This is a genomic window from Methylobacterium sp. CM6244 (genome assembly GCF_054817885.1).
In genome coordinates, this window is record NZ_CM139247.1 from 1994612 (window position 1) to 2019805 (window position 25194).

The 25194-nt window shown below is 64.9% G+C and carries 21 protein-coding genes; 12 read left to right on the forward strand and 9 right to left on the reverse strand.

Going from position 1 to position 25194, the window contains the following annotated elements:
- The first annotated feature begins 4 nt into the window (after window positions 1-4).
- Window positions 5-979 (forward strand): type I pantothenate kinase, encoded by a 975-nt coding sequence (coaA, locus tag ACYQML_RS09240; RefSeq protein WP_056432456.1) that lies wholly within the window; start codon window positions 5-7, stop codon window positions 977-979.
- Window positions 980-997: 18 nt separating this feature from the next.
- Here coaA and thpR read toward each other — a convergent pair whose 3' ends face one another.
- Together thpR and ACYQML_RS09250 are read right to left on the reverse strand one after the other, a co-directional pair.
- Entirely contained in the window at window positions 998-1540 is a 543-nt protein-coding gene (gene thpR, locus ACYQML_RS09245; protein ID WP_461235372.1) for an RNA 2',3'-cyclic phosphodiesterase, read from the reverse strand.
- Between the two features lie 4 nt (window positions 1541-1544).
- Window positions 1545-2168 carry an arylesterase gene (locus tag ACYQML_RS09250; protein WP_246747711.1) on the reverse strand — a complete coding sequence of 208 codons (624 nt, stop codon included), beginning with the start codon at window positions 2166-2168 and terminating at the stop codon, window positions 1545-1547.
- Window positions 2169-2240: 72 nt separating this feature from the next.
- Here ACYQML_RS09250 and ACYQML_RS09255 point away from each other — a divergent pair, with 72 nt between their 5' ends.
- The 4 genes from ACYQML_RS09255 (at window position 2241) to ACYQML_RS09270 (ending at window position 7043) form a co-directional block, all read left to right on the forward strand.
- Window positions 2241-3014, forward strand: a complete 774-nt coding sequence (locus tag ACYQML_RS09255) for an ABC transporter ATP-binding protein (RefSeq protein WP_244477881.1) — start codon at window positions 2241-2243, stop codon at window positions 3012-3014.
- Window positions 3015-3053: 39 nt separating this feature from the next.
- Entirely contained in the window at window positions 3054-5624 is a 2571-nt protein-coding gene (locus ACYQML_RS09260; protein WP_461235373.1) for an ABC transporter permease, read from the forward strand.
- A 306-nt stretch (window positions 5625-5930) separates the two neighbouring features.
- On the forward strand, window positions 5931-6698 hold the full coding sequence (locus tag ACYQML_RS09265; RefSeq protein WP_056432147.1) for a Bax inhibitor-1/YccA family protein: 768 nt from the start codon (window positions 5931-5933) through the stop codon (window positions 6696-6698).
- A 102-nt stretch (window positions 6699-6800) separates the two neighbouring features.
- Window positions 6801-7043, forward strand: a complete 243-nt coding sequence (locus ACYQML_RS09270) for a hypothetical protein (RefSeq protein ID WP_461235374.1) — start codon at window positions 6801-6803, stop codon at window positions 7041-7043.
- A 9-nt stretch (window positions 7044-7052) separates the two neighbouring features.
- On the opposite strand, the gene ACYQML_RS09275 is transcribed toward ACYQML_RS09270, so the two are convergent.
- Window positions 7053-7427, reverse strand: coding sequence for a DUF2794 domain-containing protein (locus tag ACYQML_RS09275; protein ID WP_056432152.1), 375 nt, complete (start codon window positions 7425-7427; stop codon window positions 7053-7055).
- Window positions 7428-7883: 456 nt separating this feature from the next.
- On the opposite strand from ACYQML_RS09275, the gene bluB reads away from it, so the two are divergent.
- Together bluB and ACYQML_RS09285 are read left to right on the forward strand one after the other, a co-directional pair.
- On the forward strand, window positions 7884-8534 hold the full coding sequence (bluB, locus tag ACYQML_RS09280; protein WP_461235375.1) for a 5,6-dimethylbenzimidazole synthase: 651 nt from the start codon (window positions 7884-7886) through the stop codon (window positions 8532-8534).
- Between the two features lie 187 nt (window positions 8535-8721).
- Entirely contained in the window at window positions 8722-9237 is a 516-nt protein-coding gene (locus tag ACYQML_RS09285; RefSeq protein WP_419951939.1) for a L,D-transpeptidase, read from the forward strand.
- An 8-nt stretch (window positions 9238-9245) separates the two neighbouring features.
- Here ACYQML_RS09285 and ACYQML_RS09290 read toward each other — a convergent pair whose 3' ends face one another.
- A complete protein-coding gene (locus tag ACYQML_RS09290; RefSeq protein WP_419951938.1) occupies window positions 9246-9464 on the reverse strand; it encodes a DUF1674 domain-containing protein in 219 nt (72 codons plus the stop codon).
- An 86-nt stretch (window positions 9465-9550) separates the two neighbouring features.
- On the opposite strand from ACYQML_RS09290, the gene ACYQML_RS09295 reads away from it, so the two are divergent.
- The gene (locus tag ACYQML_RS09295; protein ID WP_461235376.1) at window positions 9551-10948 is read left to right on the forward strand and encodes an RsmB/NOP family class I SAM-dependent RNA methyltransferase; all 1398 of its coding nucleotides are present in this window, start codon (window positions 9551-9553) and stop codon (window positions 10946-10948) included.
- Window positions 10949-10956: 8 nt separating this feature from the next.
- Window positions 10957-12099 (forward strand): hypothetical protein, encoded by a 1143-nt coding sequence (locus ACYQML_RS09300; protein WP_461235377.1) that lies wholly within the window; start codon window positions 10957-10959, stop codon window positions 12097-12099.
- Window positions 12100-12127: 28 nt separating this feature from the next.
- Here the strand turns inward: ACYQML_RS09300 and ACYQML_RS09305 are convergent, their stop codons facing one another.
- Entirely contained in the window at window positions 12128-12682 is a 555-nt protein-coding gene (locus tag ACYQML_RS09305) for a hypothetical protein (RefSeq protein ID WP_056432166.1), read from the reverse strand.
- A 386-nt stretch (window positions 12683-13068) separates the two neighbouring features.
- On the opposite strand from ACYQML_RS09305, the gene ACYQML_RS09310 reads away from it, so the two are divergent.
- The 3 genes from ACYQML_RS09310 (at window position 13069) to ACYQML_RS09320 (ending at window position 17953) form a co-directional block, all read left to right on the forward strand.
- Window positions 13069-14853, forward strand: a complete 1785-nt coding sequence (locus ACYQML_RS09310; RefSeq protein ID WP_461235379.1) for a heparinase II/III family protein — start codon at window positions 13069-13071, stop codon at window positions 14851-14853.
- Between the two features lie 73 nt (window positions 14854-14926).
- On the forward strand, window positions 14927-16525 hold the full coding sequence (gene purH / locus ACYQML_RS09315) for a bifunctional phosphoribosylaminoimidazolecarboxamide formyltransferase/IMP cyclohydrolase (RefSeq protein ID WP_461235380.1): 1599 nt from the start codon (window positions 14927-14929) through the stop codon (window positions 16523-16525).
- A 57-nt stretch (window positions 16526-16582) separates the two neighbouring features.
- Window positions 16583-17953: a DUF2252 domain-containing protein gene (locus tag ACYQML_RS09320; RefSeq protein ID WP_461235381.1), complete on the forward strand. Its 1371-nt coding sequence runs from the start codon at window positions 16583-16585 to the stop codon at window positions 17951-17953.
- A 217-nt stretch (window positions 17954-18170) separates the two neighbouring features.
- On the opposite strand, the gene ACYQML_RS09325 is transcribed toward ACYQML_RS09320, so the two are convergent.
- From ACYQML_RS09325 to acs, 4 genes are all read right to left on the reverse strand, one after another.
- On the reverse strand, window positions 18171-19910 hold the full coding sequence (locus tag ACYQML_RS09325; RefSeq protein WP_461235382.1) for an MFS transporter: 1740 nt from the start codon (window positions 19908-19910) through the stop codon (window positions 18171-18173).
- A gap of 385 nt (window positions 19911-20295) precedes the next feature.
- The gene (locus ACYQML_RS09330) at window positions 20296-21990 is read right to left on the reverse strand and encodes a cation acetate symporter (RefSeq protein ID WP_311274157.1); all 1695 of its coding nucleotides are present in this window, start codon (window positions 21988-21990) and stop codon (window positions 20296-20298) included.
- On the reverse strand, window positions 21987-22295 hold the full coding sequence (locus ACYQML_RS09335; protein ID WP_311274156.1) for a DUF485 domain-containing protein: 309 nt from the start codon (window positions 22293-22295) through the stop codon (window positions 21987-21989). The genes ACYQML_RS09330 and ACYQML_RS09335 overlap by 4 nt, the downstream gene beginning before the upstream one ends.
- 234 nt (window positions 22296-22529) lie before the next feature.
- Window positions 22530-24479, reverse strand: a complete 1950-nt coding sequence (acs, locus tag ACYQML_RS09340) for an acetate--CoA ligase (RefSeq protein ID WP_056432182.1) — start codon at window positions 24477-24479, stop codon at window positions 22530-22532.
- Between the last annotated feature and the right edge of the window lie 715 nt (window positions 24480-25194).

Below are 25194 nucleotides of genomic sequence, written 5' to 3' on the forward strand. Positions count from 1 at the left end.
CCTCGTGCTGGGCCAGGATCCCGTGACTGGGATCGGCCCGGAGCGACTGTCGCCCTACCGACTGTTTTCCCGGGACGAGTGGGCCCAATTGCGCGCCGAGACGCCGCTCACCCTGACGAGCGACGATGTCAGCCGCCTGCAATCCCTCAACGATCCCATCTCCATCGAGGAGGTGGTGGCGATCTACCTGCCCTTGTCGCGTCTTCTCTCGCTCTACGTAGCGGCCACGCAGGGGCTGTTTAAAGCAACCCAGCGCTTCCTCCTCGCTGAGCACGAGGCCAAGGTCCCCTACATCATCGGCGTCGCCGGATCGGTGGCGGTGGGGAAATCCACCACGGCCCGCGTGCTCAAGGCACTGCTGGCGCGCTGGCCCAATACTCCGAAGGTCGATCTCATCACCACGGACGGGTTCCTGCACCCGAATGCCGAGCTGAAGCGCATGGGCGCGATGGAGCGCAAGGGGTTTCCCGAGAGCTACGACACGGCGGCGCTTCTGCGCTTCCTCACCGACATCAAGGCCGGCAAGAAACGCGTGGCCGCGCCGCTCTATTCCCACCTCGTCTACGATGTGGTGCCGGGCGAGGAACGGGTGGTGGAATCTCCCGACATCCTCATCGTGGAAGGCCTCAACGTCCTCCAGCCGGCGCGCCTGCCGCGCGATGGGACCGCGATCCCCTTCGTATCCGATTTCTTCGACTTCTCGATCTATCTCGACGGTCACGAGGACGACCTGCACCGCTGGTACGTCAACCGCTTCCTGCGCCTGCGCCAGACCGCCTTCCGGGATCCGCTCTCATATTTCCGGAAATACGCCGAGGTGACGGAGGCCGAGGCCCTAGAGATCGCCGACAATCTTTGGACCACGATCAACCTGCCCAACTTGCGCGACAACATCCTGCCGACGCGACAACGAGCGAGCCTGATCCTGGCCAAGGGCGCGAGCCACCGTATCGAGAGCGTAGCACTGCGGCGGTTGTGAAACGGCCCATGAGCGTCGTTATCCTAGCGGATACGCCGCCTCCACCACATACGGTCCTCCGCCTCGCGATTCCCGCGCCGAGAACAGCGCTACCCGTGTTGCAGTGAACCTCAGCGTCGCAAAAAGCCCCGCCTCGGCGATGTACCCTGCCACATCCGCCGCCTGGGTGTCGCGGCGGTTGAGGCGGGCGAGCGTGACGTGCGGCGTGAACTTGCGCCGTTCCGGCTCAGCTCCGGCTGCCCGGGCGATGCGCTCGTGCTCGTCTTGCAGGTCGAGCAGGTCGGGGCCGGCAGTCACGCTTGCGATGATCGCGCGAGGCTTGTCTCCGCCGAACGCGTCGAGGCCGGACAGCGTCACGTCGAGAGGCGGGCGCGGGCGCGCTTCGACCAGACCGGCATGGAACGCCTCGGCCACCTCGTCATCCACGTCGCCGAGGAAGCGCAGGGTGATGTGAAGGTCACTGCGCTCGATCCAGCGCGCGCCGCGAAGGCCGCATTGGTAGCGCGTCAGCGCCTCCGCTGCGTCGTCCGGGATTTCTATGGCTGTGAACAGGCGGGGCATCGGGTTACTTCGACGCCGTGCCGAGCTTGTCGAGGAAGGTCTCGACGGTGGGCAGGATGCCGGCCACGATGGTCTCGACGCCCTTCACGTTGGGATGGAGCCCGTCTTCTAGGTTGAAGCGCCGGTCGCCCACGATGCCATCGAGGAAGAACGGGTAGAGGACGAGTCCGTATCGCGAAGCCAGATCAGGATAAATCGCGTCGAACCGTGCGACGTAATCCGGCCCGAGATTGGTCGAGGCCTTCATGCCCGCGAGCAGGACCGGAATGTTGCGGGCCTTCAAGCGCGATACGATGGTGTCGAGGGCCTTCTTGGTCACGGCGGGGTCGGTGCCGCGCAGCATGTCGTTGGCACCGAGTTCGAGGATAACCCCATCGGTCCCGTCCGGAACGGACCAGTCGAGCCGGTCGAGGCCCCCGGTGCTGGTATCGCCGGATACGCCGGCATTGGCGATGGAGACCTCGCGTCCCCTTGCCTTCAACTCGCGTTCCAGCACTGAGGGGAAGGCCGCTGCCGAGGGCAGGCGATAACCGGCCGTGAGGCTGTCGCCGAAGGCCACGATGTTGAGCGGGCGGGAGGCGGCGTGGCCGATTCCTATTCCAGCGCCGAGTGCGGCAAAGAGCGTCATCGCGAGGGCCGTCCGGCGCGAGTGCTGGCGCGGCGCTCTCCGACCGACCATATCGACGCCGATGCGTGACGTATGACACAGACCCATTCGCGCACAGCCCTGACCTATGGTGTTCATGACGATGATCTCACACAGATCGGTCCTGCCTTGATACCCGGCAAGGTCCAGAGCCCGGCGATCGCCCTTTCGAAGATCGATCTCAGTCTTGGACGGGGGGCGGCTCGGGTGCATGTCCTGCGCGGCATCTCCCTCGAAGTAGCGCGCGGCGAGGCTGTAGGGCTGGTCGGCCCCTCGGGCTCCGGCAAGTCGACGCTTCTCATGGTGATGGCCGGCCTGGAGCGCGCGGAATCGGGAAGCATCCATGTGGAGGGCACCGATCTCGGGACGCTCGACGAGGATGCCCTGGCGCGGTTTCGCGGGCGGCGCATCGGAATCGTGTTCCAGGCCTTCCATCTGGTGCCGACAATGACCGCCTTGGAGAACGTCGCCCTTCCCCTCGAACTCGCCGACAAGGCCGACGCACATGAGCGAGCGAAGGCCGAGCTCGAAGCGGTCGGCCTCGGACACCGTCTCCATCATTATCCGGCCCAGCTCTCCGGGGGAGAGCAACAGCGTGTCGCCATCGCTCGTGCCATCGCTCCGGACCCGGCAATTCTCGTTGCCGACGAGCCGACCGGCAATCTCGACGAAGCCACGGGCCGCCAGATCGTGGATCTGCTCTTCGCACTCAAGCGCGACCGGGGCGCGACCCTCGTCCTTGTGACCCATGATCCCGGCCTCGCCCGGCTCTGCGACCGCACCGTGCGCCTGCGCTCCGGGCGGGTGGATGAGGCGGTGGCGGCGTGATCCCGTTGAACTCCCGCGTTCGGCGGAAGGTCTGACCCCATGCACGGCACCCTGCCTCGGCCCGCTCCGAAACCGAGCCGCGTTCCACTGACGCTCCGCCTCGCATTCCGTGAATTGCGTGGCGGCCTTTCCGGTTTCGCGGTGTTAATCGCCTGCATCGCGCTGGGCGTTGCGGCCATTGCCGGTGTCGCCTCGATCTCGCGCTCGCTCACGGATGGTCTCGGTCGCGAGGGCAAGCGCATCCTCGGCGGCGACCTGACCTACAGCCTCATAAACCGTGAGGCGACATCGGACGAGCGTGCCGTCCTCGACGCACAGGGCAAGGTTTCGGTGGTGACGACCCTGCGCGCCATGGCTCTGGCTGGCGACAAGGGCGCGGCCCTCGTGGAAATGAAGGCCGTTGACGGCGCCTATCCCGCCGCCGGGGACCTCGTGACCGACCCCGACACGCCGCTCTCTGGTCTGCTGGCCGAGAAGGATGGGGTATTCGGCGCGGTCGCCGACCCGCTCCTTCTTACGCGCCTCGACCTGAAGGTCGGCGATAGGATCGAGATCGCCGGTAAGCCGATTGCCATACGTGCCACTCTGGTCTCCGAGCCGGACAAGATCGCCAACGGCATCGGCTTCGGCCCGCGCCTCCTGGTTTCCGCCGCGACCCTACAAGCGACGGGTCTGATCCGACCGGGCAGCCTCAACCGCTGGAGCTATCGCATCCAGGCGCCCGAAGCCGACGATGCGGAGCTGGAGCGACGGATCGCAGCCATCGCCAAGGCGGCACCGGATGCGGGCTGGGAGATGCGCTCGCGCTCAAACGCCGATCCGCGCTTTGCCAAGAGCGTCGAGCGCTTCACCCAGTTCCTCACTTTGGTCGGTCTCACCGCATTGATCGTCGGCGGTGTCGGCGTCGCCAATGCGGTGAACGCCTTCGTCGCGAGGAAACGCGGCTCCATCGCTACCCTGAAGAGCGTCGGCGCGCCGGGCGGACAAGTGGTCGCCATCTACCTGACGCAGGTGATGCTGGTCGCCGGCCTCGGTACCGCATTCGGCCTCGTGATCGGGGCGGGATTACCGTTCCTCCTCGACATGCTGTTCCACAATGCGCTTCCGCTGCCGCTGAACCCGACCCTAGCACCAGGGGAATTGCTGCTCGCCGCTGCCTACGGCCTTCTGACGGCGCTCGCCTTCGCCATCATTCCTCTCGGCCACGCCCATGATGTGCCGGTCTCCGGCCTGTTCCGAGACGTCATCGATCCCGACACCCGCAAGACGCGGCTCCGCTATCGCCTGATCCTTGTCGCTGCGCTCGCGACCCTGGTAACGCTGGCGCTCGCCACGGCGTTCGACCGCAGGGTGGCCTTGATGTTCATCGTGGCGGCCGGACTTGCCTTCGGACTCCTGCGCCTCGTCGCTCTCGGCCTCATGGCTTTGGCGCGGCGTCTGCCTCGCCCGCGCTCGGCCGCGCCCCGCATGGCGCTCGCCAACCTGCACCGCCCCGGTGCCCTTACGCCCGCTATCGTCCTGTCCCTGGGCCTCGGCGTGACATTGCTGGTGACGCTGAGCCTGATCGACGCCAATGTTCGCCGGACGCTGACAAGTTCCTTGCCGGCCCGTGCACCGAACCTGTTCTTCCTCGATATCCCAGCGGCGGAAGCGGACGGGTTCCACGCGGCTCTCGGCCAACTCGCGCCCGGCGCCAAGATCGAGCGCGTGCCGATGATGCGTGGGCGCATCGTCGCCATCAACGGTGTTCCGGCAGCCGCGATCAAACCGCCGGAGGATGCCGCCTGGGTGCTCGATGGCGACCGCGGCATCACCTATGCCGAGGATCTTCCCGATGGATCGAGCCTCGTTGCGGGCTCCTGGTGGAACGCCGAGGAGGGGGCGAAACCCCTGGTCTCGTTCGACTCGGAATTGGCGCGCAGTCTCAGTCTTTCCGTGGGCGGCACCGTCACGGTGAACGTGCTCGGGCGGAATCTGACGGCTACGGTCGCCAATCTCCGCAAGGTCGAATGGCGCAACCTCGGCATCAACTTCGTCATGGTGTTCTCTCCCGGTACCTTCCGGGGCGCGCCGCACTCGGACCTTGCCACCCTGACGCTGGGCGGTGGGCCGGATGCCAAGGCCGAGGCCGTGATCCTACGCGATATCGCACGCGCCTTCCCGTCTGTGACCAGCGTACGGGTGAAAGACGCTCTCGATACGGTCAACGATATCGTCGGCAAGCTGGTGCTGGCGATCCGTGGCGCCAGTGGCGTCGCCGTGGTGGCGAGCCTGTTCGTTCTCGCGGGTGCCATCGCGGCGGGGCACGGAGCCCGGTTGTACGACGCCGTCGTGCTGAAGGTACTGGGCGCCACCCGGGGTCGCCTGCTCCTGGCCTACACGCTGGAATACGGCGCATTGGGGCTAGCCACCGCCGTGTTCGGGCTCCTTGCCGGAACGCTGGCAAGTTGGGCCATCGTCACCCGCGTGATGAAGCTCGACTTCGCCCTCGACCTCTCGGGCGCCCTCGTCGCATCCGCCCTCGCGGTGGCGTTCGCGATCCTCCTCGGCCTTGCCGGGACTTGGCGCATCCTCGGTCAGAAGCCGGCACCTTACCTGCGCCGATTCTGATCCGGGCGAGGATAGGCCTATCCTCGCGAGTTCGGTGGGAATGAGCCGGCGAAAGTCATGCTTTATGAAATGTCACTATAGCTCTACCGTGCCGGGTGAATGATGAACCCGATTTAATCCGCGCGGCTGCAAATAAAGATCGTGCTCAGAAGCTATGATTCTGGGCGCACAAAGCTCGGCCGCCCCCTTGTGCGGAGCGGCATGACGGAACATATTTCGGCTCAAGGCGCGGTCACGTGCCAGAGGTCCTGTGCGTGAGCCTCGGTTCCAAATCACACGCTGAGAGAGCTTCCAAGGGAAACTCCCATGGCATTCGATAATAGCCCCTTCCGCTACGGCGCCCAGCCGCAGGGTTATGCTGGCTCGCAGGTCGAGGTCGACCAGGGCCTGCGCACCTTCATGCTCGGCGTCTACAACAACATGGTCATCGGCCTCGGGATCTCGGGCCTCGTGGCCCTTGGCCTGAACATGGCTGCGACCGCCCAGACGGCGACGGGCAAGCTCGCCCTGACCCCGTTCGGCCAGATGCTCTACACCAGCCCGCTGAAGTGGGTCCTCATGCTGGCGCCCCTCGCGTTCATCTTCATCTTCACGATGCGGATGGATAAGATGTCGGCCTCGTCCGCTCGACTGACCTTCTTCGCCTTCGCGGCGGTGATGGGCGCGTCGATGTCGACCCTGCTGCTCGTCTTCACGGGCGCCAGTGTCGTCCGGGTCTTCTTCATCACGGCGGCCACGTTCGGCGGTCTCAGCCTCTACGGCTACACCACCAAGCGCAGCCTTTCGGGGATGGGCTCGTTCCTGATCATGGGCGTGATCGGCCTCTTCATCGCCTCGATCGTGAACATCTTCCTTGCTTCCAGCGCGCTTCAGTTCGCCATCTCGGTTCTCGGCGTCCTGATCTTCGCGGGCCTTACCGCCTACGACACGCAGAAGCTCAAGGAGATGTTCCTCTACAGCGGTGCCGATGCCGAAGGCGCGGCCAAGCTGTCGGTGAACGGCGCTCTGACCCTCTACCTGGACTTCATCAACATGTTCCAGTTCCTCCTCCAGCTCCTCGGCGACCGTCGCTAAACGAGCTTTATGGGACACGGAGCGAGAAGGCCTCGGCGGAAACGCCGGGGCCTTTTGCGTTGGCTGCAGCAAGGCGAGGATGTTGCTGTGGGAAAGCCCGTAGTGCCGAAGATCGTGAGAGGTTCGGGGAGTGACACCCCACCCCCAAGCGATGTGCCGACTTACGCCATTGTCGGCGCGAGCGTTGCCGCCGCGATAGGCACAGGCGCATGGGCCGGCTTCGGTGTCGGCATCGTCGTGGGCATCATCAGTTTGGTTGTCCTCGGCGGTCTGTATTCCGTGATCGCGTACCGGTTGGGTTGGCCTCCCATCCGATGGGAGACGATCCCGTTCTTCATTCCGTGACGTCAGGGTTCACACTACCCGTAAGGGCTTCTCCAGCACCGCTAGGACGCGGGCGAGGTCATGGCCGCGCTTGAGCACAATGCCGGCGGCGGAAATCACCGAGTAAGCGCCCTGTCGACGGGCGAGCTTAGGATCCTTCTCGACCCTGAACAAAGCCGTCTCGGACGAGCGGCGATAGATCGAGAACACTGCCTTGTCGCGGCGGAAGTCGAGGGCATAGTCGCGCCATTCTCCGGCGGACACCATGCGGCCGTAGAGGTTGAACAGGGTCCTGAGTTCGGAGCGGTCGAAGGCGACCTGTGGTACAACCGGGGCCGTCGGGAAAGGCACGACGCGGTTGGACGAATCCTGTGATCGCGGCTCGGCTCCGATCCTCTCGTCCATCCTCGCTCCTCGGTTTCGGCGACCCAACGGACACCGTAAAGAGCAGATGATGGGCCTCCCGATCCGAGGCCGCAAGCCCAGCCAACCGTCGAGTGCGCAGCGGCACCGGCCACGGACGGGCAACACAACATCACGATTTCGCCGCGTTATTGCCCATCGTCGGCCTTGATAGAAGATGATACCTGTGGCCGAACCTCGTCGGTTCCGTGCTCGGTCGGGTGACCGATATCCATGCTCCCCAGCTTTCGGGAGCTCGCCGATGCCACGGAAGCGGCACTCCAGAGGTTTCGAGACCCAAGGACTTCAGGCCGCCTCTCCGGAGTGCGGCCTTTTTTTCTGCCATGCGGGCGTGCTCTGGTTTAAAAACCTCTCTGGCTGCGGCAGGCGCACAATCACTTCTCTCCCTGTGCATCTCGGCATTGGTCGCTAACAGGGTCCAGCGGTCATAAGCCCGCAATGAGGAGATGTCCGTTCGTGACGAGTTTCGACGCCGGCTTTCGCGAGACGCTTGGCGACCTGATTGCCTGGCGTCGAGACGTGCGCCGCTTTCGGGCCGATCCGGTCGACGACGCCGTCTTGCGCCAATGCCTCGACCTTGCTTGTCTGAGTCCATCGGTCGGCAACAGCCAGCCGTGGCGCTTCGTCCGCGTCACCGATCCTGACAGGCGGGCGGCGGTGGTTGATAATTTCGAGCGCTGCAACGGCAATGCGGCGGAAACCTACGATTCGGAGCGTCGGGAAGCCTATAACCGGTTGAAGCTTGCGGGTTTGCGCGAGGCGCCGATCCATCTTGTGGTCTTCTGCGACGAAGCGACGGAATGCGGCTACGGGCTCGGCCGCGCCACCATGCCGGAAATGTTGCGCTACTCGGTGGTGACCGCCGTGCATACATTCTGGCTGGCAGCGCGCGCCCATGGGATCGGTGTGGGCTGGGTCTCGATCATCGAGCCGGACGGGGTTACCCGCCTTCTCGATGTTCCTCCGACGTGGCGCCTCGTCGCTTATCTCTGCGTTGGCTATTCCGTGGAGGAGCACGAGGATCCCGAACTCGTCCGGCATGGCTGGCAGGAGCGGGACAGGGCGGCGACGGGGCTGCTGGAGCGATGAAGCTACCGGTCTTAACGAAAGCCTACCCGGATCATTCGCTTTTATCCGGAACACCCTAGGCCACGCTTAACTGCCCGGCGCGATATGCGTGCGTATCCCCCGGATAGGGCGCTCCGGTAACCGGAACCGCAACTTCGAGAGCTGCTTATCGTGAAGCTCACGGTCACGGTTTCGAGGACGACACCAAATGTTCGCGCGTCATGGGTTCACTGTTTATCTGGCCGGAACAATCCTCAGTGTCGGGTTTGCGGCGAAACCCGCCGCATCCCGTGAGCTCGTTGCCTTTGATCAAGCGGTCATGCCTGGCACGGTCGTGGTCAGAACCTCAGAGCGGCGGCTCTACCTCGTCAACGGTGACGGCACGGCGATCCGCTATCCGGTGGCGGTGGGCAAGCCCGGCAAGCAATGGACCGGCGCCACCACCATCGACGGCAAGTATGTGGAGCCGGCCTGGTCGCCGCCGCGGGAGGTGAAGCGCGACAATCCGCGACTGCCCGACGTCATCGCCGGCGGCTCGCCGCGTAACCCGATGGGCGCGGCGGCAATGACGCTTGCCGGCGGTGAATACGCCATTCACGGCACCAACCGCCCGAACTCGGTGGGCACATACGCATCTTACGGCTGCATCCGCATGTACAACCAGGATGTGGTCGATCTCTACGGGCGCGTCTCCGTTGGAACGCAGGTCTACGTCACGCGCTGAGACCTCGCTTAAAAATCGACGGCGATGCCTTTCACTTCCCAATCGTCGTAACGAACAGGCTCGAGGCCGCCACGGCCCTGGCGCTCTCGCGCGGCGGATATCTCCGCCGCCTTCGCATCAATGGCCGCGCGTCGGTCGGCAGCCTCGGCCAAAGCACGCTCGGCGGCGGGTGTCAGCCCCGCGCGGGGCGGGATCTCGGCGTTTTCCGCGTTGTCGGGCGTTGTCATGACTTGCATCTCAGTGGGCCGGATGGGAGGGCATCCGTTGGAACTGGCTTCGGGTAACCGGGCCTCTGAGACGGAAAGTGGCATTCATGGCGACACGCCGCAACGCGGACGGGCCGACGACGACGATCGACCGCACCGTTCCGGGCCTCGCCGCCCGGCAGGTGGCGCATGCCGCCGTGGCCGATCTCCTCGTTCAGGGACGGGCTTTCGCGCTCGAAGACGCCCTCGCTCAGGCGGGTCGTGACGCAGGCCTCGATGCGGCCGATGCGTCCCTCGCCCGCGCCATTGCCACCGCCACCTTCCGCCGCCTCGGCTTCCTGCGGCGAATGCTTTCGGCTCGGATGAACCAGGGCCTGCCGCCGGATCAGCCACGTCTCGTGGCTCTCCTCGTGACCGGCGCCGTTCAGATCCTCGATCTCAACGTGCCGGACCATGCCGCCGTCGATCTTTCGGTTCGCCTCGCCAAGGGTGACCCCTACCTTCAGCACACGCCGGGCCTCGTGAACGCCATCCTGCGTCGGGTGATCCGCGAGCGGGACGCCATCGCGGCAGAGGCCTCCGATCCCCTGGCGCAAAATACGCCGGACTGGCTCGCCGCTCGCTGGAGCGCCGCCTACGGACCCGACACTGCCCGAGCCATCGCGTCGGCTCATCTCTCCGGCGCCGCGATCGACATCACGCCGCGTGGACCGGCCGCGGAATGGGCCGATCGCCTCGGCGGCGTCGCCCTTCCCACCGGCAGCATCCGCCTGCACGAGGTCCGTTCTGCGGTTTCGGAACTCCCCGGATATGCTGAGGGCGCGTGGTGGGTGCAGGACGCCGCCGCCGCCATCCCGGCGCGCCTGCTCGCAGTCGGGCCGGGGCAGCGCGTGGCCGATCTCTGCGCGGCACCGGGCGGCAAGACCGCTCAGCTCGCCGCCATGGGGGCGGAAGTGGTCGCCGTGGATCGTTCGGCCCAGCGCCTCGAGCGTCTGACGGAGAATCTCACGCGCCTCGACCTCAAGGCCGAAATCCGCATCGGAGATGCTACTCAGTTGCCCGAGAGCGATGCCGATACGTTCGACGCCGTGCTTCTCGATGCGCCATGCTCGGCGACCGGCACGATCCGGCGGCATCCGGACGTCGCCTGGACCAAGGCCGGTGGCGATATCGGACGCCTTGCCGGTCTGCAGCGCCGCCTGCTCGATCGCGCCGCCACCCTTGTGAAGCCGGGTGGGCGTCTCGTCTATTGCACCTGCTCGCTGGAACCCGAGGAAGGTGAGGGGCAGGTCGCAGCCTTCCTCGCACGCAATCCGGCTTTCGAGCGGCTTCCGATCCGCGTCGAGGAGATTGGCGGCCTCGAAGAACTCATCAATGGCGACGGCGATCTTCGGACGCTGCCCTCGCACCTCTCCGGCGAAACGGCCATTGGCGAGGAAGGGCCGCCTGCGGCGCGCGGCGGGATCGACGGGTTCTTCGCGAGCCGTCTGGTTCGGAAGGCGTAGGACGCACGGTGCGTGCCCCCCGCCATGCCATTGCCGGCCTGTTCGGGGGGCTTCTTCTCCTCGGCCAAGCTGGGGCCGACGAGATTGACCGCCGAATCCTGCCGGTTGCGCCGACCTATACCCGCAATGCGACCTGCGCCTCGGTCTCGGCGACGATTCCTTTCGAGATTCATACAGGGACCCAGGATGTAGGCATCTCGCCCTCGCCGAAGGACCTGCCGCTGAACCAGGGTGAGAGCGCAATCTGCTTTGCCTATGCCACGGCGGACATGATTTCGCACCGCGTTGGCAAGCCGGTCTCTCCCTTGGATGTGGCGACGAAATTCTATTTCGCCGACCCAGTTAGGCTGGAGACGATCTCGGACCCGCATCTCAAGCGCCATCTCCGTGCGCATCCGGCCTACCGGGCCGACATCGCCTGGAGTCGCAATACTGCCGAGGTCACCAAGGACGGTAACCCAGCCCTGGAACCGTATTTCGACAAGATCGAAGGCGGTGAGGAGGACATGGCGGCGCTCCTCTACAACATCGGCGGGTATTGCGAGGACCGCGACCTGCCGTCCAATGATGGCTATCGCTACGTGATGCCGACATTGCGTTCGCTGCGCTACCGGACGAAGCTTCACCCGGCGCGGCAGAGCTTTCGCGCGGTGGCTGCAACTGCTTCCCACTTGCGTGGGCGGTGGGCTGATTCATTCAACGCAGCATGGATCGCCCATGTGGAGGCCGTCTGCCGTCGTGTGCCGCTACCTGTGCCGCTTCTGCCGGTCTCCTACCGTGTGGCGGCGAGCCAGGCCGATTTCGCAGACATGCTCGAGTCCGGCCGTCATCCGAGCAAGCAAAAACTCGACCGAATCCTGGCCGTGGTCGATTACGCACTCGACCACGGCCGTGTGCCGACAGTGGGGTATAGCTGGTACCTTCTCGAAGACCGCGATCCCAAAGACCCGGACCTGTTCGCCGATCATGCGAGCCCGGTCATCGGCCGCCGCAAGGCAGAGGGCACCTGCCAGTATAGAATCCAGGACAATACCAGTGAATATTGCGGTCGCATGCGCGACGGCATCCGTGAACGTTGCGACAACGGACGCATCTGGGTCACGGAAAGCGAGCTTAGGAAGACCTTGTACAGCGTGACCTATCTGAGATAGGCGTCTAAAAACAGTATCGGTGTCGGCCTTACGGCGTAATGATTCGCATGGAGACGGTCTGCACCTGCGCATCGCTGTTTTGATCGCTGGCAGGTGCGGTCTTCTTCAGCCGCGCCATGAACTTGCGCACCTCGTCGGGCGGCAATGCACCCATCGGTGCGATCATCATGGACAGGAGTGCCTTGGTCTTGCGATCGACCGAGGCGGAACGGCTCACCGGCTCGAAATCCCGCACCGTGTGAGTCTTGTCCTCGTTGCCGGTAAAGACACGCGCGCCGTCCTTCAGCACGACGATGTCGCCCGGACGTAGGGTCGGATCCTTAAGCAGGGCGTTCATCGGTCCAGAAGACATGGAGATCGGCGTCTGGCGCTCGGCGATATGAAGCTGCAGCGGCTCGCTCTTGGGCAGGGCGGCATAACGGATCTTCGGACGGGGGCGGCTGACTTCGCGCCGGATCGACGGAAGCCGGCGCTCAAATTGGGGCACGGGGACGGCTTGCTGCTGCTCGACAGCAGGACGGGCGGGAGAGAACAGCGCCTCGAAAAGTCCGCCCAAGCCACGGTCTTGAGCGTTTTGCGCCATCGCTGCGCTAGATGTGCACAATAACGCTGCTGCCGATATCAAGAGGCCAGCACGCTTGGCGACTGGGATGACAGTCATGGACACACTGCCATTGCTGGAGGCTACAGGGGAGAAGCTCGCTGGACGCTGTGTATAACCTGTGCAGCATTCAACCGTTCCAGCCGAGTTTGCCAAAAAATACAGTTCGACGATTCAGCTTGGTGCCACGCCTCGCCCCAGTGGATGGCTCCGGCCCGAAGGCAAAAACCCGTGCGCAGATCGGCCTATGCATCGTGGGCAGTGTCGGCATCCTTAATCGTTGGTTAATACGCACGGCTTAGCTTTCGTGATGGGCGACATCTGGCGCGAGGGCCCAATCGGGTCTGGGCGCTGGAGGAAAGGTGTGCGTGGGTTGGGGGGCTGATCGCTGGCGGTTCTATCGGCTCGTCGGGCGGGAGATCGTCCGCTCGGCGCGGGGTGTGTCCGCACGCCTGACGGCGAGTCCAGACCTGCTCGCGCGGGCGCGCGTCAGCGCCCTGGTCATCGCCCCGCACGATCTGCGCACCAGCGACGCCACCTTTGCCGACGACATCTATGCCGGCCTCTTCGTTTTCGCGGGACGCTCCCTTTCCGTGAGCGGTCGGTCACCGTTCGACTATGCGCCGCCGTCACCGGAATGGGCGGATGCGTTCTACGGATTCGGATGGCTGCGCCATCTGCGCGCCGCCGATACGGCCCTGGCGCGGGCCAATGCCCGAGCCTTCGTGGCGGATTTCATCGCTGGTCGCGGCGATGAGACTCTGGCCGCGCCCGTCCCCGTTGCCGCGCGGCGGTTGATCTCCTTCCTCTGTCAGTCGCCGCTGGTTCTGGAAGGCGCGGACCACGCCTTCTACCAGGCCTTCCTCAAGGCCGTCGGGCGCGGCGCAAGAGACCTCGAACGCTCCCTGCGCCGTGGCCTGCCGCCGCAATCGCGGCTCTTGGCGGTGGTGGCGCTATGTTATGCCGGCCTGTGCTGCGAGGGCATCCAGCCGATCCTGCGCCGGGCCACCCGCATCCTGTCTCGCGAACTCGATCGGCAGATCATGGCGGATGGCGGGCATCGCAGCCGCGATCCGCGCTTCGCCATGGAGCTCCTGCTCGATCTCCTGCCCCTGCGCCAAAGCTTCCTGAGCCGCAGCCTCGACCCGCCGGAGGCTCTGCTTCACGCGATCGACCGGATGCTCCCGTTGCTGCGGCTCCTGCGCCATGGCGATGCGTCCCTGAGCCATTTCAATGGCATGGGCGCAACGGCGGCGGACCATCTCGCCACCTTGCTGGTCTATGACGGGGCCCTGGCGCAGCCGCTGATGCATGCGCCGAATTCCGGCTACGAGCGGCTGGAAAGCGGCCGTGTCGTCTTGGTCGCTGATGTGGGGGCGCCGCCGCCGCTGCCCTTCTCGATGAATGCGGGGGCCGGCTGCCTTTCCTTCGAGATGTCGAGCGGCCCCCAGCGAGTGGTCATCAATTGCGGCCTGCCGGCGAGCGGCCCGGAATTGCGTCGCCTCGCCCGCAGCACCGCCGCCCATTCCACGGCGACGATAGGGGATTCGTCCTCATGCCGATTCCTCGGTGCCAGCGAAGGACTGGGCAGTCGCTGGGCCTCGGACTGGCTCATCAAGCGGATCGGTCCCGTGCTCGTGCGCGGCCCGCGCGCCGTCAAATCCGAGCGGACGAGCGATGGCGGAACGTTGATCCTGGCCGGACGCCATGACGGCTATGCCGCCGAGTTCGGGATCGTCCATGAGCGCCGCTGGCGCCTCTTGCCCGACGGGGCGGGGCTAGAAGGCGAGGATGCCTTCGTTCCGGTGGCCCATAAGGGCAACCGGATCCGGCTACGTCCGCCCGAGGCGGCAATCCGCTTCCATCTGCATCCCGCCATCGCGGCCAATGCGGCGGTCGGCGGTGGGGTCGATCTCGCCTCGCCCCTCGGGGAGGTCTGGCGGTTCGAGGCCGACGGCGCTGCGGTAGCGCTAGAGGAGAGCGTCTATTTCGCGGGTCTCACCGGCGCGCGCCGAACCGACCAGATCGTCCTGTATGTCACGGCCGGGGAGGGCGCCCCTGTGCGATGGCGCTTCCTGCACATCGCACAGGCGCCGGGGCGGGGCGAACCCGCCGTGCGTGACGCTTCCATGGCCGATGACGCGGCGCGGTAGCCGATAGGGCGTCACATGTGGTACCCGCGCCTTTGAGGGGCAGGATCTGCCCTGTGCCGGACGGTTCTCGACGATGTCGCATGATCAGGCGCGGGTTGCCCGCGCACTTCTTTCCGTTTCCGACAAGACGGGTCTCGTGGATTTCGCCCGCGCGCTGTCCGAGCGTGGCGTGGCCCTGGTTTCCACCGGCGGCACCCATCGGGCGCTCACCGAGGCGGGGCTTCCTGTCACGGAGGTGGCCGAGATCACCGGTTTTCCCGAGATGATGGACGGACGGGTGAAGACCCTGCACCCGGCTGTGCATGGCGGCCTGCTCGCAGTGCGCGACGACCCTCAGCACCAGGCCGCACTTGCCGCACACGGCATCGGCGCCATCGATCTTCTCGTGGTCAATCTCTACCCGTTCGAGGCGACCATCGCGAAGCCTTGCGGCTATGACGATGCGGTGGAGAACATCGATGTCGGTGGGCCGGCCATGATTCGCGCCGCCGCGAAGAATCACGCCGACGTGGCTGTGGTGGTGGATGTGGCTGATTACGCTGCCATCCTCACCGAGCTCGAGGCCGGCAACGGTGCGCTCGGAGCGGCGACTCGAAAGCGCCTTGCCCAGAAGGCCTTTGCTCGCACCGCCTCCTACGATGCTGCGATTGCGTCCTGGCTTGCCGACCATGTGGAGATGGATGAGGCGCCTGCCTACCGCGCCTTCGGCGGCACGCTCGCCCAATCCCTGCGCTACGGCGAGAACCCGCACCAATCGGCTGCCTTCTACCGGACGCCCGGCCTCGTTCGGCCCGGCGTGGCGAGTGCCCGCCAGCTCCAAGGCAAGGAGCTATCCTTCAACAACCTCAACGACACCGACGCGGCCTATGAGTGTGTGGCCGAGTTCGATCCGGCCCGCGCCGCCGCGGTGGCGATCATCAAGCATGCCAACCCTTGCGGCGTCGCCGAAGGTCATACGCTGGCGGAGGCCTATGAGCGGGCTCTGGCCTGCGACCCGACCTCGGCCTTCGGCGGCATCGTCGCCCTCAACCGCACACTGGATGTCGAATCGGCTGCGCGGATCGTCGAGATCTTCACCGAGGTGATCATCGCGCCGGACGCCACCGAGGAGGCGATCGCCATCGTCGCGGCCAAGAAAAACCTGCGTCTCCTCCTCGCGGGCGCTCTTCCCGACCCGCGCGCCAAGGGCTTCGCCATGCGCAACCTCGCCGGCGGCATCCTCGTTCAGGGCCGCGACGCCGCGGTGGTCGACGACATGACGCTGAAGGTGGTGACGAAGCGCGAGCCCTCGGGCCAGGAATACGCGGACATGCGCTTCGCTTACCGCGTCGCCAAGCACGTCAAGTCGAATGCCATCGTCTACGCGCGCGACGGTGCTACGGTGGGGATCGGCGCCGGACAGATGTCGCGGGTCGATTCCTCGCGCATTGCCGCCTGGAAGGCGGCGGAGGGCGCCAAACGCATCGGTGCGACCGAGAGCCTAGCCAAGGGCTCTGTGGTTGCCTCGGACGCGTTCTTCCCCTTCGCCGATGGCCTGATCGCGGCGGCGGAAGCCGGCGCCACCGCGGTGATTCAGCCGGGCGGGTCGATGCGTGACGCCGACGTAATCAAAGCCGCCGACGAAGCCGGTCTCGCCATGGTGTTTACAGGGCATCGTCACTTCCGGCACTGATGCCGCGCGGTGCGCGGCAAACGGCCTGCGCGCATCGCCTTGTCGAGGCTTTCTTCCATGACGAACATCTCTCCTTCCCCCGATCGCGCCCAGCGCCGAGCGGCCGGTAAGCGCTTGCGCGATGCGGTTCCCCGTGAATCCCATGCCGACTGGTATCCTGCCGAGAACCGCGATCCGCTCGCGGTTCTCCGGGCGAACGATTCGGGCAGGTTGCTCGAACTGATCCCTCTGCGGCACGAGCGGATGCGGGCAAACCCATTTGCGTTCCTGCGTGGGGCTGCCGCCGTGATGGCCGCCGACCTCGCGGGCGTTCCGGTTCCGGGCATTCCCGTCCAGGCCTGCGGCGATTGCCACATCGGCAATTTCGGCGTGTATCGCAGCGCCGAGGGCCAGACCCTGTTCGACATCAACGATTTCGACGAGACGCTCTGGAACGTCGATTTCACGATCGATGTGAAGCGCCTCGCCGCCAGTGTTGCTGTCGCCGCCCTGCCTCAGGGCGAGGACCGGGCACATCGTGCGGCTCGGGCAAGCGTCCGGGCTTATCGCGAACATATGCGTGACCTGTCGCATCTCTCGCCGCTCGCCATCTGGCACAGCCGGATCGATCTCGATCACGAAATCGGTCGCCTCGGCGACGGAGATCTGTGCCGCCGCCTCCTGTCCGACGCGGCTTCCGAGACCGCCGACGGCCTCAGCCGTGGCGATGCACCGGACCTCGATCCTGCGAGCTTCGGCGCCGATCCGTCTTTGTGGCGCATCGCCGACAAGGCCCCGACCGTCTTCCATGAAGGGCCGAACGGTCTGACCGAGGCGGTGCAGGAAGCGACCGCCGCGTTGCTCGCCTACCCGCAAAGCCTTCAGGCCGACCGGAACCTGCTGGCTCTGCGCTACATGCAGCGCGATGTCGCCTTCAAGGTGGTGGGGATCGGCTCGGTGGGCACGGTCTGCGCCGTGGGATTGTATACCGACGCGGATGGCGCGCCGCTTTTCCTGCAAATCAAGGAAGCCCGGCCTTCGGTGCTGGCGCAGCTCGCCCTGAGCCCCTTCTTCCTCGCATCCGAAGGTCAGCGCGTCATCGACGGGCAGCGCATCATGCAGGCCGCGAGCGACATGTTCCTGGGCACCGCCTATTCCGATGCGAGTGGGCGCTCCTACTATGTCCGTCAGTTAAAGAATAAGAAGCTGTCGGCCGTCGCCGAAATCATGTCCGAGAGCGGTCCCAAGGCCTATGCCCAACTTTGCGGGACCACGCTCGCCCGTGCCCATGCCCGCTCAGGGGACGCAGCGATGATCGCCGGCTATCTCGGTAAGGGCGATGCCTTCGACGAGGCGGTGGCCGAATTCGCGATGCGCTATGCGTGGCAGACGATGGCGGACCACGATGCGCTGAAGCAGGCCTATCAGGAGCCCGCCGAGGCTGCGTGAAGGCAAAGGCCTCATGCAAAGTCTGACCGAACCCTGCGGCATAAGTCGAACCCGTCGACGACGTCGGAGATGACAGACGAAGAAGGCCCTGTCTCGCGACAGGGCCTTCTTCGTATCGTCGCCTAACAGGCATCGGGTCTTCAAGGCACCGACGCCGTTGAAGCACTTGCTCAAGCTGGACCGGGGCTGGCCACGATCCAGCCCTTCGCTCCGAACGCTAGCGTGCCGGGCGGTCGTCCCAGGTGAAGATGTCCCTGTCCTTGGTCTCAGGGATGAACAGGGCACCGATGACGGCCGTCGCGAGGGCGATGACGATCGGGTACCAGAGGCCGAAATAGATGTCGCCGGTCTGGGCCACCATCGCGAAGGCGGTGGCCGGCAGAAGGCCACCGAACCAGCCATTGCCGATATGGTAGGGCAGCGACATCGAGGTGTAGCGGATACGCGTCGGGAAGAGCTCGACGAGAGCCGCCGCGATCGGGCCGTAGACCATCGTCACGTAGAGGACGAGGATCGTCAGGATACCGATGATCGTCAGCTTCTGGACCGAGAAGATGTCGATCATCTTGGCGAAGTTCGACAGGCCGTCCTTCGGTTCGATGGCGATCTTCACGATGCTCGGGTTGTTGGCGCCAGGGTAGCCGGCAGCAGTGAGCGCGGCGCCGATATCCTTGGCGAAGGCCGGATCGGCGGCGGCGAATTCCTTGCCGGCGACGGTGACGGTGGCCTTGGTGCCGGGAGCGGCGGGCTCGGTGGTGTAGTTCACGGCCGAGCGCGCGAGCAGCGCCTTGGCGATGTCGCAGGAATTGGTGAACTTGGCCGTTCCGACCGGATTGAACTGGAACGAGCAATCCGCCGGGTCGGCCTTCACCACTACCTGCGTGCTCTGCTGGGCCGCGTGCAGGGCCGGGTTGGCGGCCGCGGTCAGCGCCTTGAACAGCGGGAAGAAGGTCAGTGCCGCGATGACGCAACCGCCGAGGATGATCGGCTTGCGGCCGATCTTGTCGGAGAGTGCGCCGAAGAACAGGAATCCGCCGGTGCCGAGGATGAGCGACCAAGCGATGAGCACGTTGGCCGTGAACTGATCGACCTTCAGGATCGTCTGAAGGAAGAACAGCGCGTAGAACTGGCCGGTGTACCAAACCACGGCCTGGCCGGCGGTGAGGCCGAGCAGGGCGAGGAGCGCCCACTTGGCGTTACGCCACTGGCCGAACGCCTCGGAGAGCGGCGCCTTCGAGCCGGTGCCCTCGTCCTTCATCTTCTTGAAGGCCGGGCTCTCCTGCATCTGCAGACGGATCCAGACCGAGACGCCGAGCAGCACGATCGAGACCAGGAACGGAATGCGCCAGCCCCAGGCGGCGAAGGGCGTGATCGTCCCGGCCGAACCGTCAGCGAGGGTGGTGGCGACGGGCGCGTAGTTCGCGTTGACGTAGATCTGGGTGAACAGGATCACCATCAGCGACAGCAATAGACCGAGGGTCGCCGTGGTCTGGATGAAGGCGGTGTAGAAGCCGCGGCGCCCGGGGGGAGCGTGCTCGGCCACATAGACTGCCGCCCCGCCATATTCACCGCCGAGGGCGAGACCCTGGAGCATGCGCAGAGCCAGCAGCGCCACGGGCGCGACCCAACCGACGCCGTACTCGTTCATCGTGGCGTAGGATGGCAGAAGGCCGACCACGAAGGTCGAGATGCCCATGATCAGGATGGTCACGAGGAAGGTGTACTTGCGGCCCACAAGGTCGCCGAGACGTCCGAACACCAGTGCGCCGAAGGGGCGGACCAGAAAGCCCGCTGCGAAGGCCATCAGGGCGAAAATGTTGCGCGTGGCTTCCGGATAGGCCGAGAAGAACTGCGCGCCGATGATCGCGGCCAGCGATCCATAAAGATAGAAATCGTACCACTCGAACACGGTACCGAGCGAGGAGGCCAGAATGACCTTCTTCTCGCCGGCACTCATGGGCCGTGCGGCTTCCTTTGGTAATGGGACCGCTGACGTTGCAGACATGGGGGAATCCTCCAAAATTTTTTTACTTCCAGGCTTTTGCAGGCCTGGCTTTCATCACTTCAGAAACTTGGGCGCTGCGTCGGCGTTCGCAGTCGCTCAAGTCCTGGCGCGCATTGGTTTTGCCGCTCACGGAAACGAGAGCGATCGACGCTACCTCACGCCATGATTTCGCCCAAGAGTGAAAAAGCTGTACGGCAGGGAGATATTCACGTTTTTATGCAGTGGTGTCACTTTGGTGCCGATTGGTTGGACCGCTGCTCGGTGGGATGCCATGAATGAGAAAGGGCGCGGCTTCCGCCGCGCCCTCTCGAGCATTCGTAGTGTGGTCTTGGAAACGTCAGTGAGCGTGGGCGCCGTCGGCTCCGATCCCGGTCTCCGAGCGCACGAACTGCTGTTCGAACAATGCGCGCTCGCGCTTGGCCCTGGCAGTATTGTCGAGCTTCGACACGACGTAGATCGTGAGGAAGGCCAGCGGCATCGAGAACAGGGCCGGGTTGTCGTAGGGGAAGATCGCCACAGGATTACCGAAGGTCGTCACCCACACTGCCTTCGACAGGATCACCATTCCGACAGCCGCGAAAAGGCCGACGAATCCGCCAATCAGTGCGCCCCAGGTGGTCGTGCCCCGCCAAAGGATCGACATGGTCAGGATGGGAAAGTTGCAGCTCGCCGCCACCGAGAAGGCGAGGCCGACCATGAAGGCGACGTTCTGGTTCTCGAAAACGTATCCGAGATAGATCGCCACGATACCGATGACGACCGCCGAGATCTTCGAGAGTCGCACTTCGGACGCTTCGTTGGTGCGTCCGCGGGCGATGACGCTGGCATAGAGATCGTGGCTGACCGCCGATGCACCGGCGAGCGTGAGCCCGGCCACGACAGCGAGAATGGTGGCGAAGGCGACTGCCGAGATGAAGCCGAGGAAGTACGGCCCGCCAACGGCGTTGGCGAGGTTCACAGCAACCATGTTGGTGCCGCCAAGCATCCCCTTCAGCTTGTCGAACGCACCCGCCGGATCGAGCTTGAAGTAGACCGGATCGGACATCAGCAGGGCGATGCCGCCGAACCCGATGATGAAGGTCAGGATGTAGAAGTAACCGATCAGGCCGGTGGCGTAGAACACCGATTTGCGGGCGGCCTGAGCATCGGAGACGGTGAAAAAGCGCATCAGGATGTGTGGTAGGCCGGCGGTGCCGAACATCAGACCGACGCCTAGGGAGATCGCTTCGATCGGGTTCGAGACGAGGCCGCCCGGCGCCATGATGGCATCGCCCTTCGGATGGGTGGCGACGGCGGCCGAGAACAGGGCCTCGGGGTTGAAGCCGTATTTGTAGAGCACCGCACCGGCCATGAAGGTGGCACCCCCGAGGAGAAGGCAGGCCTTGATGACCTGGACCCAAGTGGTCGCCTTCATGCCGCCGAACGCCACGTAGACGATCATCAGCACGCCGACGATCACGACCGCATAGAGATATTCGAGGCCGAACAGCAGTTGGATCAGCTTCCCTGCGCCGACCATTTGGGCGATCAGGTAGAACGCCACCACCACGAGGGTGCCCACTGCCGAAATGATGCGGATCGAGGTCTGGTCGAGGCGAAAGGAGGCCACGTCGGCGAAGGTGAACTTGCCAAGGTTGCGCAGCCGCTCTGCAATGAGAAACAGCACGATCGGCCACCCCACGAGGAAGCCTGTGGAATAGATCAGACCATCGAAGCCGGACGTATAGACGAGGCCGGAGATGCCGAGGAATGAGGCAGCCGACATGTAGTCGCCGGCAATGGCCAGCGAGTTGGTGCCGGCCGAGATACCACCGCCGGCGGCGTAGAAGTCAGAGGCCGATTTGGTGCCCTTGGCGGCCTTATAAGTGATGCCGAGGGTGAAGAGCACGAAGAACGCGAACATACCGATGGCCGGCCAGTTCGTCTGGGCTTTCGTGACGGCGCCGAGATCAGGACCGGCGGCGTAGGCCGCGCCAGCGAGGATGACTGCGAGGGTGGTACCCAGAGCGATGGGGTGGGCTGAGCGGATCATCGGCCGAGATCCTGCTTGAGGGCGGCAGTCAGTTCGTCGAAACGGCCGTTGGCACGCTGGACGTAAATGCCGGTGAGGATGAAGGCGAAGACGATCACGGCGACGCCGAGGACCAGGCCCAACGAGGTCGTGGCGCTCCCGACCTTCATGGCTAGCAGCGACTTGTCGAAGGCGATGAGGCCGATGAAGCCGAAATAGACGAGCAGCATCGCGATGGTCAGCGTCCAGCCGAAGCGGGTCCGCTCGTGGACGAGTTCCTTGAAACGCGGATTCTGCGCGATCCGCGCAGTCTCGATATCGGACATGGCGTAACTTTCCCTGAAGCTTCGGCCCTTCTGAACGGGGCCTCGGTCTTGGCGAATACTATGGCGATGGGAGGCGAGCGCGTGCGATGCCGCCGAACCTGTCTCGTGTTGCGAGGCGTGCCGGCGCAAGCGCCGCACGGTCACGATATCGTCAGGACAGGCGGGAGAGGCGGCTGAAAATGCGAGCGGCGCACCTCCTTCGAGATGCGCCGCTTCCTTGTGCGAGGCCCGCAATCAGGACGCGCGGTTCTGGCGGTTCTCGATCAGGTCATCGACGACGGCGGGCTCGGCGAGGGTCGAGGTATCGCCGAGCGATGAGAACTCGTCCTCGGCGATCTTGCGGAGGATGCGGCGCATGATCTTGCCCGAGCGAGTCTTGGGCAGGCCGGGGGCGAACTGGATCAGGTCCGGCGAGGCGATGGGGCCGATATCCTTGCGGACCCAGGCCACCAGTTCCTTGCGCAGCTCGTCCGAACCGTCCTCGCCCTCCATCAGGGTGACGTAGGCGTAGATGCCCTGTCCCTTCATGGAGTGCGGGTAGCCGACGACGGCCGCTTCCGACACCTTCGGATGGGCGACGAGGGAGGATTCGACCTCCGCGGTGCCCATGCGGTGGCCCGAGACGTTGATGACGTCGTCGACGCGGCCGGTGATCCAGTAATAGCCGTCCGCATCCCGGCGGCAGCCGTCGCCGGTGAAGTAGAGGTTTGGATAGGTGGAGAAGTAGGTCTGCTCGAACCGCTCGTGGTCGCCATAGACCGTGCGCATCTGTCCGGGCCAGGAATCCGCGATGCAGAGGTTGCCCTCGCAGGCACCGTCGAGCGGCTTGCCCTCCGCATCGACGATGAGCGGCTGCACACCGAAGAACGGGCGCGTTGCCGAGCCGGGCTTCAGCTTGGTGGCACCGGGCAACGGCGTAATGAGGATGCCGCCGGTCTCAGTCTGCCACCAAGTATCGACGATGGGGCAGCGACTGTCGCCGACCACCCGGTAGTACCAGTCCCAGGCTTCCGGGTTGATCGGCTCGCCGACCGAGCCGAGGACGCGGAGCGAGGCCCGCGAGGTCTTCTTCACCGGGCCTTCGCCGCCGCCCATGAGCGAGCGGATCGCCGTGGGCGCGGTGTAGAAGATGTTGACCTTGTGTTTGTCGACGACGTCCCAGAAGCGGGAGGTCGACGGATAGGTCGGGATGCCTTCGAACATCAGGGTCGTGGCGCCGTTGGCGAGCGGGCCATAGACGATGTAGCTGTGGCCTGTGACCCAGCCCACATCCGCCGTGCACCAGTAGACCTCGCCCTCGCGGTAATCGAAGACGTATTGATGCGTCATCGCGGCGTAGACGAGGTAGCCGCCGGTGGTATGCACCACACCCTTGGGCTGGCCCGTGGAGCCTGAGGTGTAGAGGATGAAGAGCGGGTGCTCTGCCTCCACGGCTTCGGCCGGGCACTCGTCGGTGACCATGGCGGCGGCCTCGTCGTAATAGACGTCGCGGCCGGGCTCCATGGCGACATTACTGCCCGTGCGACGCACAACGACGACGTGGTCCACGGCATCCTTACCGAGCCTCGCGATCGCGGCATCCACATTGGCCTTCAACGCGACCTTGCGGCCGCCGCGCAGACCCTCGTCGGCGGTGATGACGAGCTTCGAGGCACAGCCTTCGATACGGCCGGCCAGGGAATCCGGCGAGAAACCGCCGAACACGATGGAGTGGATCGCGCCGAGCCGGGCGCAGGCCAACATGGCGTATGCGGCCTCCGGGATCATCGGCAGGTAGAGCGTGACCCGGTCACCCTTACCGACACCGCGATTGCGCAGCACATTGGCCATGCGGCAGACTTCCGAATGAAGCTGCCGATAGGTGATGTGCTTTGATTCGTTGGGGTCGTCGCCTTCCCAAATGATCGCTACCTGGTCGCCGCGCGTCGCGAGGTGACGGTCGATGCAATTGTAGGCGACGTTGGTCTTGCCGTCCTCGAACCATTTGATCGAGACGTTGCCGGGAGCAAAGCTTGTATTCTTGACGGTCGAATAAGGCGTCGACCAATCGATCCGCTTGCCGTGTTCACCCCAAAATGCAGCCGGGTCATCGACCGAGGCCTTGTACATCGCCTGATACCCGGCGTCGTCTACATGCGCACCGTCGATCCAGGTCGCGCGGACGTCGACCACCTTCTCGTCCATGACGTTTTCCCTACTGGTGCCCGATCGTATCGCGAAAACCGCGCAGCCGGGACTTCCAACTCGTTCTTAGGCGCAGGAACAGTCCTATCGCAAGCGCGAAGGGGGCGGATGCACCTGCGTCCGCACCCCCAATTTGGGCAATACTCTCGATCCATGATCGGCCGGCTGTCAGTTGCAGCCGATACAGATTCCCTTGATCCCCGAACCTTCGGTCTCGCCCTTCTTGCGGGCCTCATCGGGGGGTAGCCGGGTGTCGGGCACAGCTGCGGCGCCGGGCGGCTTGGTGACGCCGGTCGGAGCAATATTTCGGAACGAGCCCGCCGATTCCAGGTTCTGACCGGTCGTCTGCGACGGACCCGCCGTTTGGGCTAGGACGCTTGTCGCTCCGGATATGAGCAGGCCAGCGAAAAGAAGCCTGAGGGTTATGTGCATGGGGTTTCTCCAAGACCTACCTGGAGAACGGGTGGCGCTTGCCTGGGTTGCCGACCAGCAAGCGTTCGCACCCACGTGAGAATACCCGTTTCAGGGAGGCGAACCACCTGGCTCGGTACGCGGCGGCAGTGTCGGCTTGGCCCTTTGGGACTCGGCCACTATCGCATCGAGGCGAGATTGCTCGATATCGGTCAACCGACGCATGACGTGTCTCGTCATGACGCTCGTACCTAATCTGGCTCGCCGACGGTCGCCGCTAGGCGATCGCCCAAGGGCACGCGGC

Bases quoted from the DNA above. Each gene is read 5' to 3' on its own strand.
- thpR (WP_461235372.1), bottom strand. From the start codon at position 1,540: ATGCCCCGCCTGTTCACAGCCATAGAAATCCCGGACGACGCAGCGGAG.
- ACYQML_RS09250 (WP_246747711.1), bottom strand. From the start codon at position 2,168: ATGACGCTCTTTGCCGCACTCGGCGCTGGAATAGGAATCGGCCACGCC.
- ACYQML_RS09255 (WP_244477881.1), top strand. From the start codon at position 2,241: ATGACACAGACCCATTCGCGCACAGCCCTGACCTATGGTGTTCATGAC.
- ACYQML_RS09260 (WP_461235373.1), top strand. From the start codon at position 3,054: ATGCACGGCACCCTGCCTCGGCCCGCTCCGAAACCGAGCCGCGTTCCA.
- ACYQML_RS09265 (WP_056432147.1), top strand. From the start codon at position 5,931: ATGGCATTCGATAATAGCCCCTTCCGCTACGGCGCCCAGCCGCAGGGT.
- ACYQML_RS09275 (WP_056432152.1), bottom strand. From the start codon at position 7,427: ATGGACGAGAGGATCGGAGCCGAGCCGCGATCACAGGATTCGTCCAAC.
- bluB (WP_461235375.1), top strand. From the start codon at position 7,884: ATGAGGAGATGTCCGTTCGTGACGAGTTTCGACGCCGGCTTTCGCGAG.
- ACYQML_RS09285 (WP_419951939.1), top strand. From the start codon at position 8,722: ATGTTCGCGCGTCATGGGTTCACTGTTTATCTGGCCGGAACAATCCTC.
- ACYQML_RS09290 (WP_419951938.1), bottom strand. From the start codon at position 9,464: ATGACAACGCCCGACAACGCGGAAAACGCCGAGATCCCGCCCCGCGCG.
- ACYQML_RS09295 (WP_461235376.1), top strand. From the start codon at position 9,551: ATGGCGACACGCCGCAACGCGGACGGGCCGACGACGACGATCGACCGC.
- ACYQML_RS09305 (WP_056432166.1), bottom strand. From the start codon at position 12,682: ATGGCGCAAAACGCTCAAGACCGTGGCTTGGGCGGACTTTTCGAGGCG.
- purH (WP_461235380.1), top strand. From the start codon at position 14,927: ATGTCGCATGATCAGGCGCGGGTTGCCCGCGCACTTCTTTCCGTTTCC.
- ACYQML_RS09320 (WP_461235381.1), top strand. From the start codon at position 16,583: ATGACGAACATCTCTCCTTCCCCCGATCGCGCCCAGCGCCGAGCGGCC.
- ACYQML_RS09325 (WP_461235382.1), bottom strand. From the start codon at position 19,910: ATGAGTGCCGGCGAGAAGAAGGTCATTCTGGCCTCCTCGCTCGGTACC.
- ACYQML_RS09330 (WP_311274157.1), bottom strand. From the start codon at position 21,990: ATGATCCGCTCAGCCCACCCCATCGCTCTGGGTACCACCCTCGCAGTC.
- ACYQML_RS09335 (WP_311274156.1), bottom strand. From the start codon at position 22,295: ATGTCCGATATCGAGACTGCGCGGATCGCGCAGAATCCGCGTTTCAAG.
- acs (WP_056432182.1), bottom strand. From the start codon at position 24,479: ATGGACGAGAAGGTGGTCGACGTCCGCGCGACCTGGATCGACGGTGCG.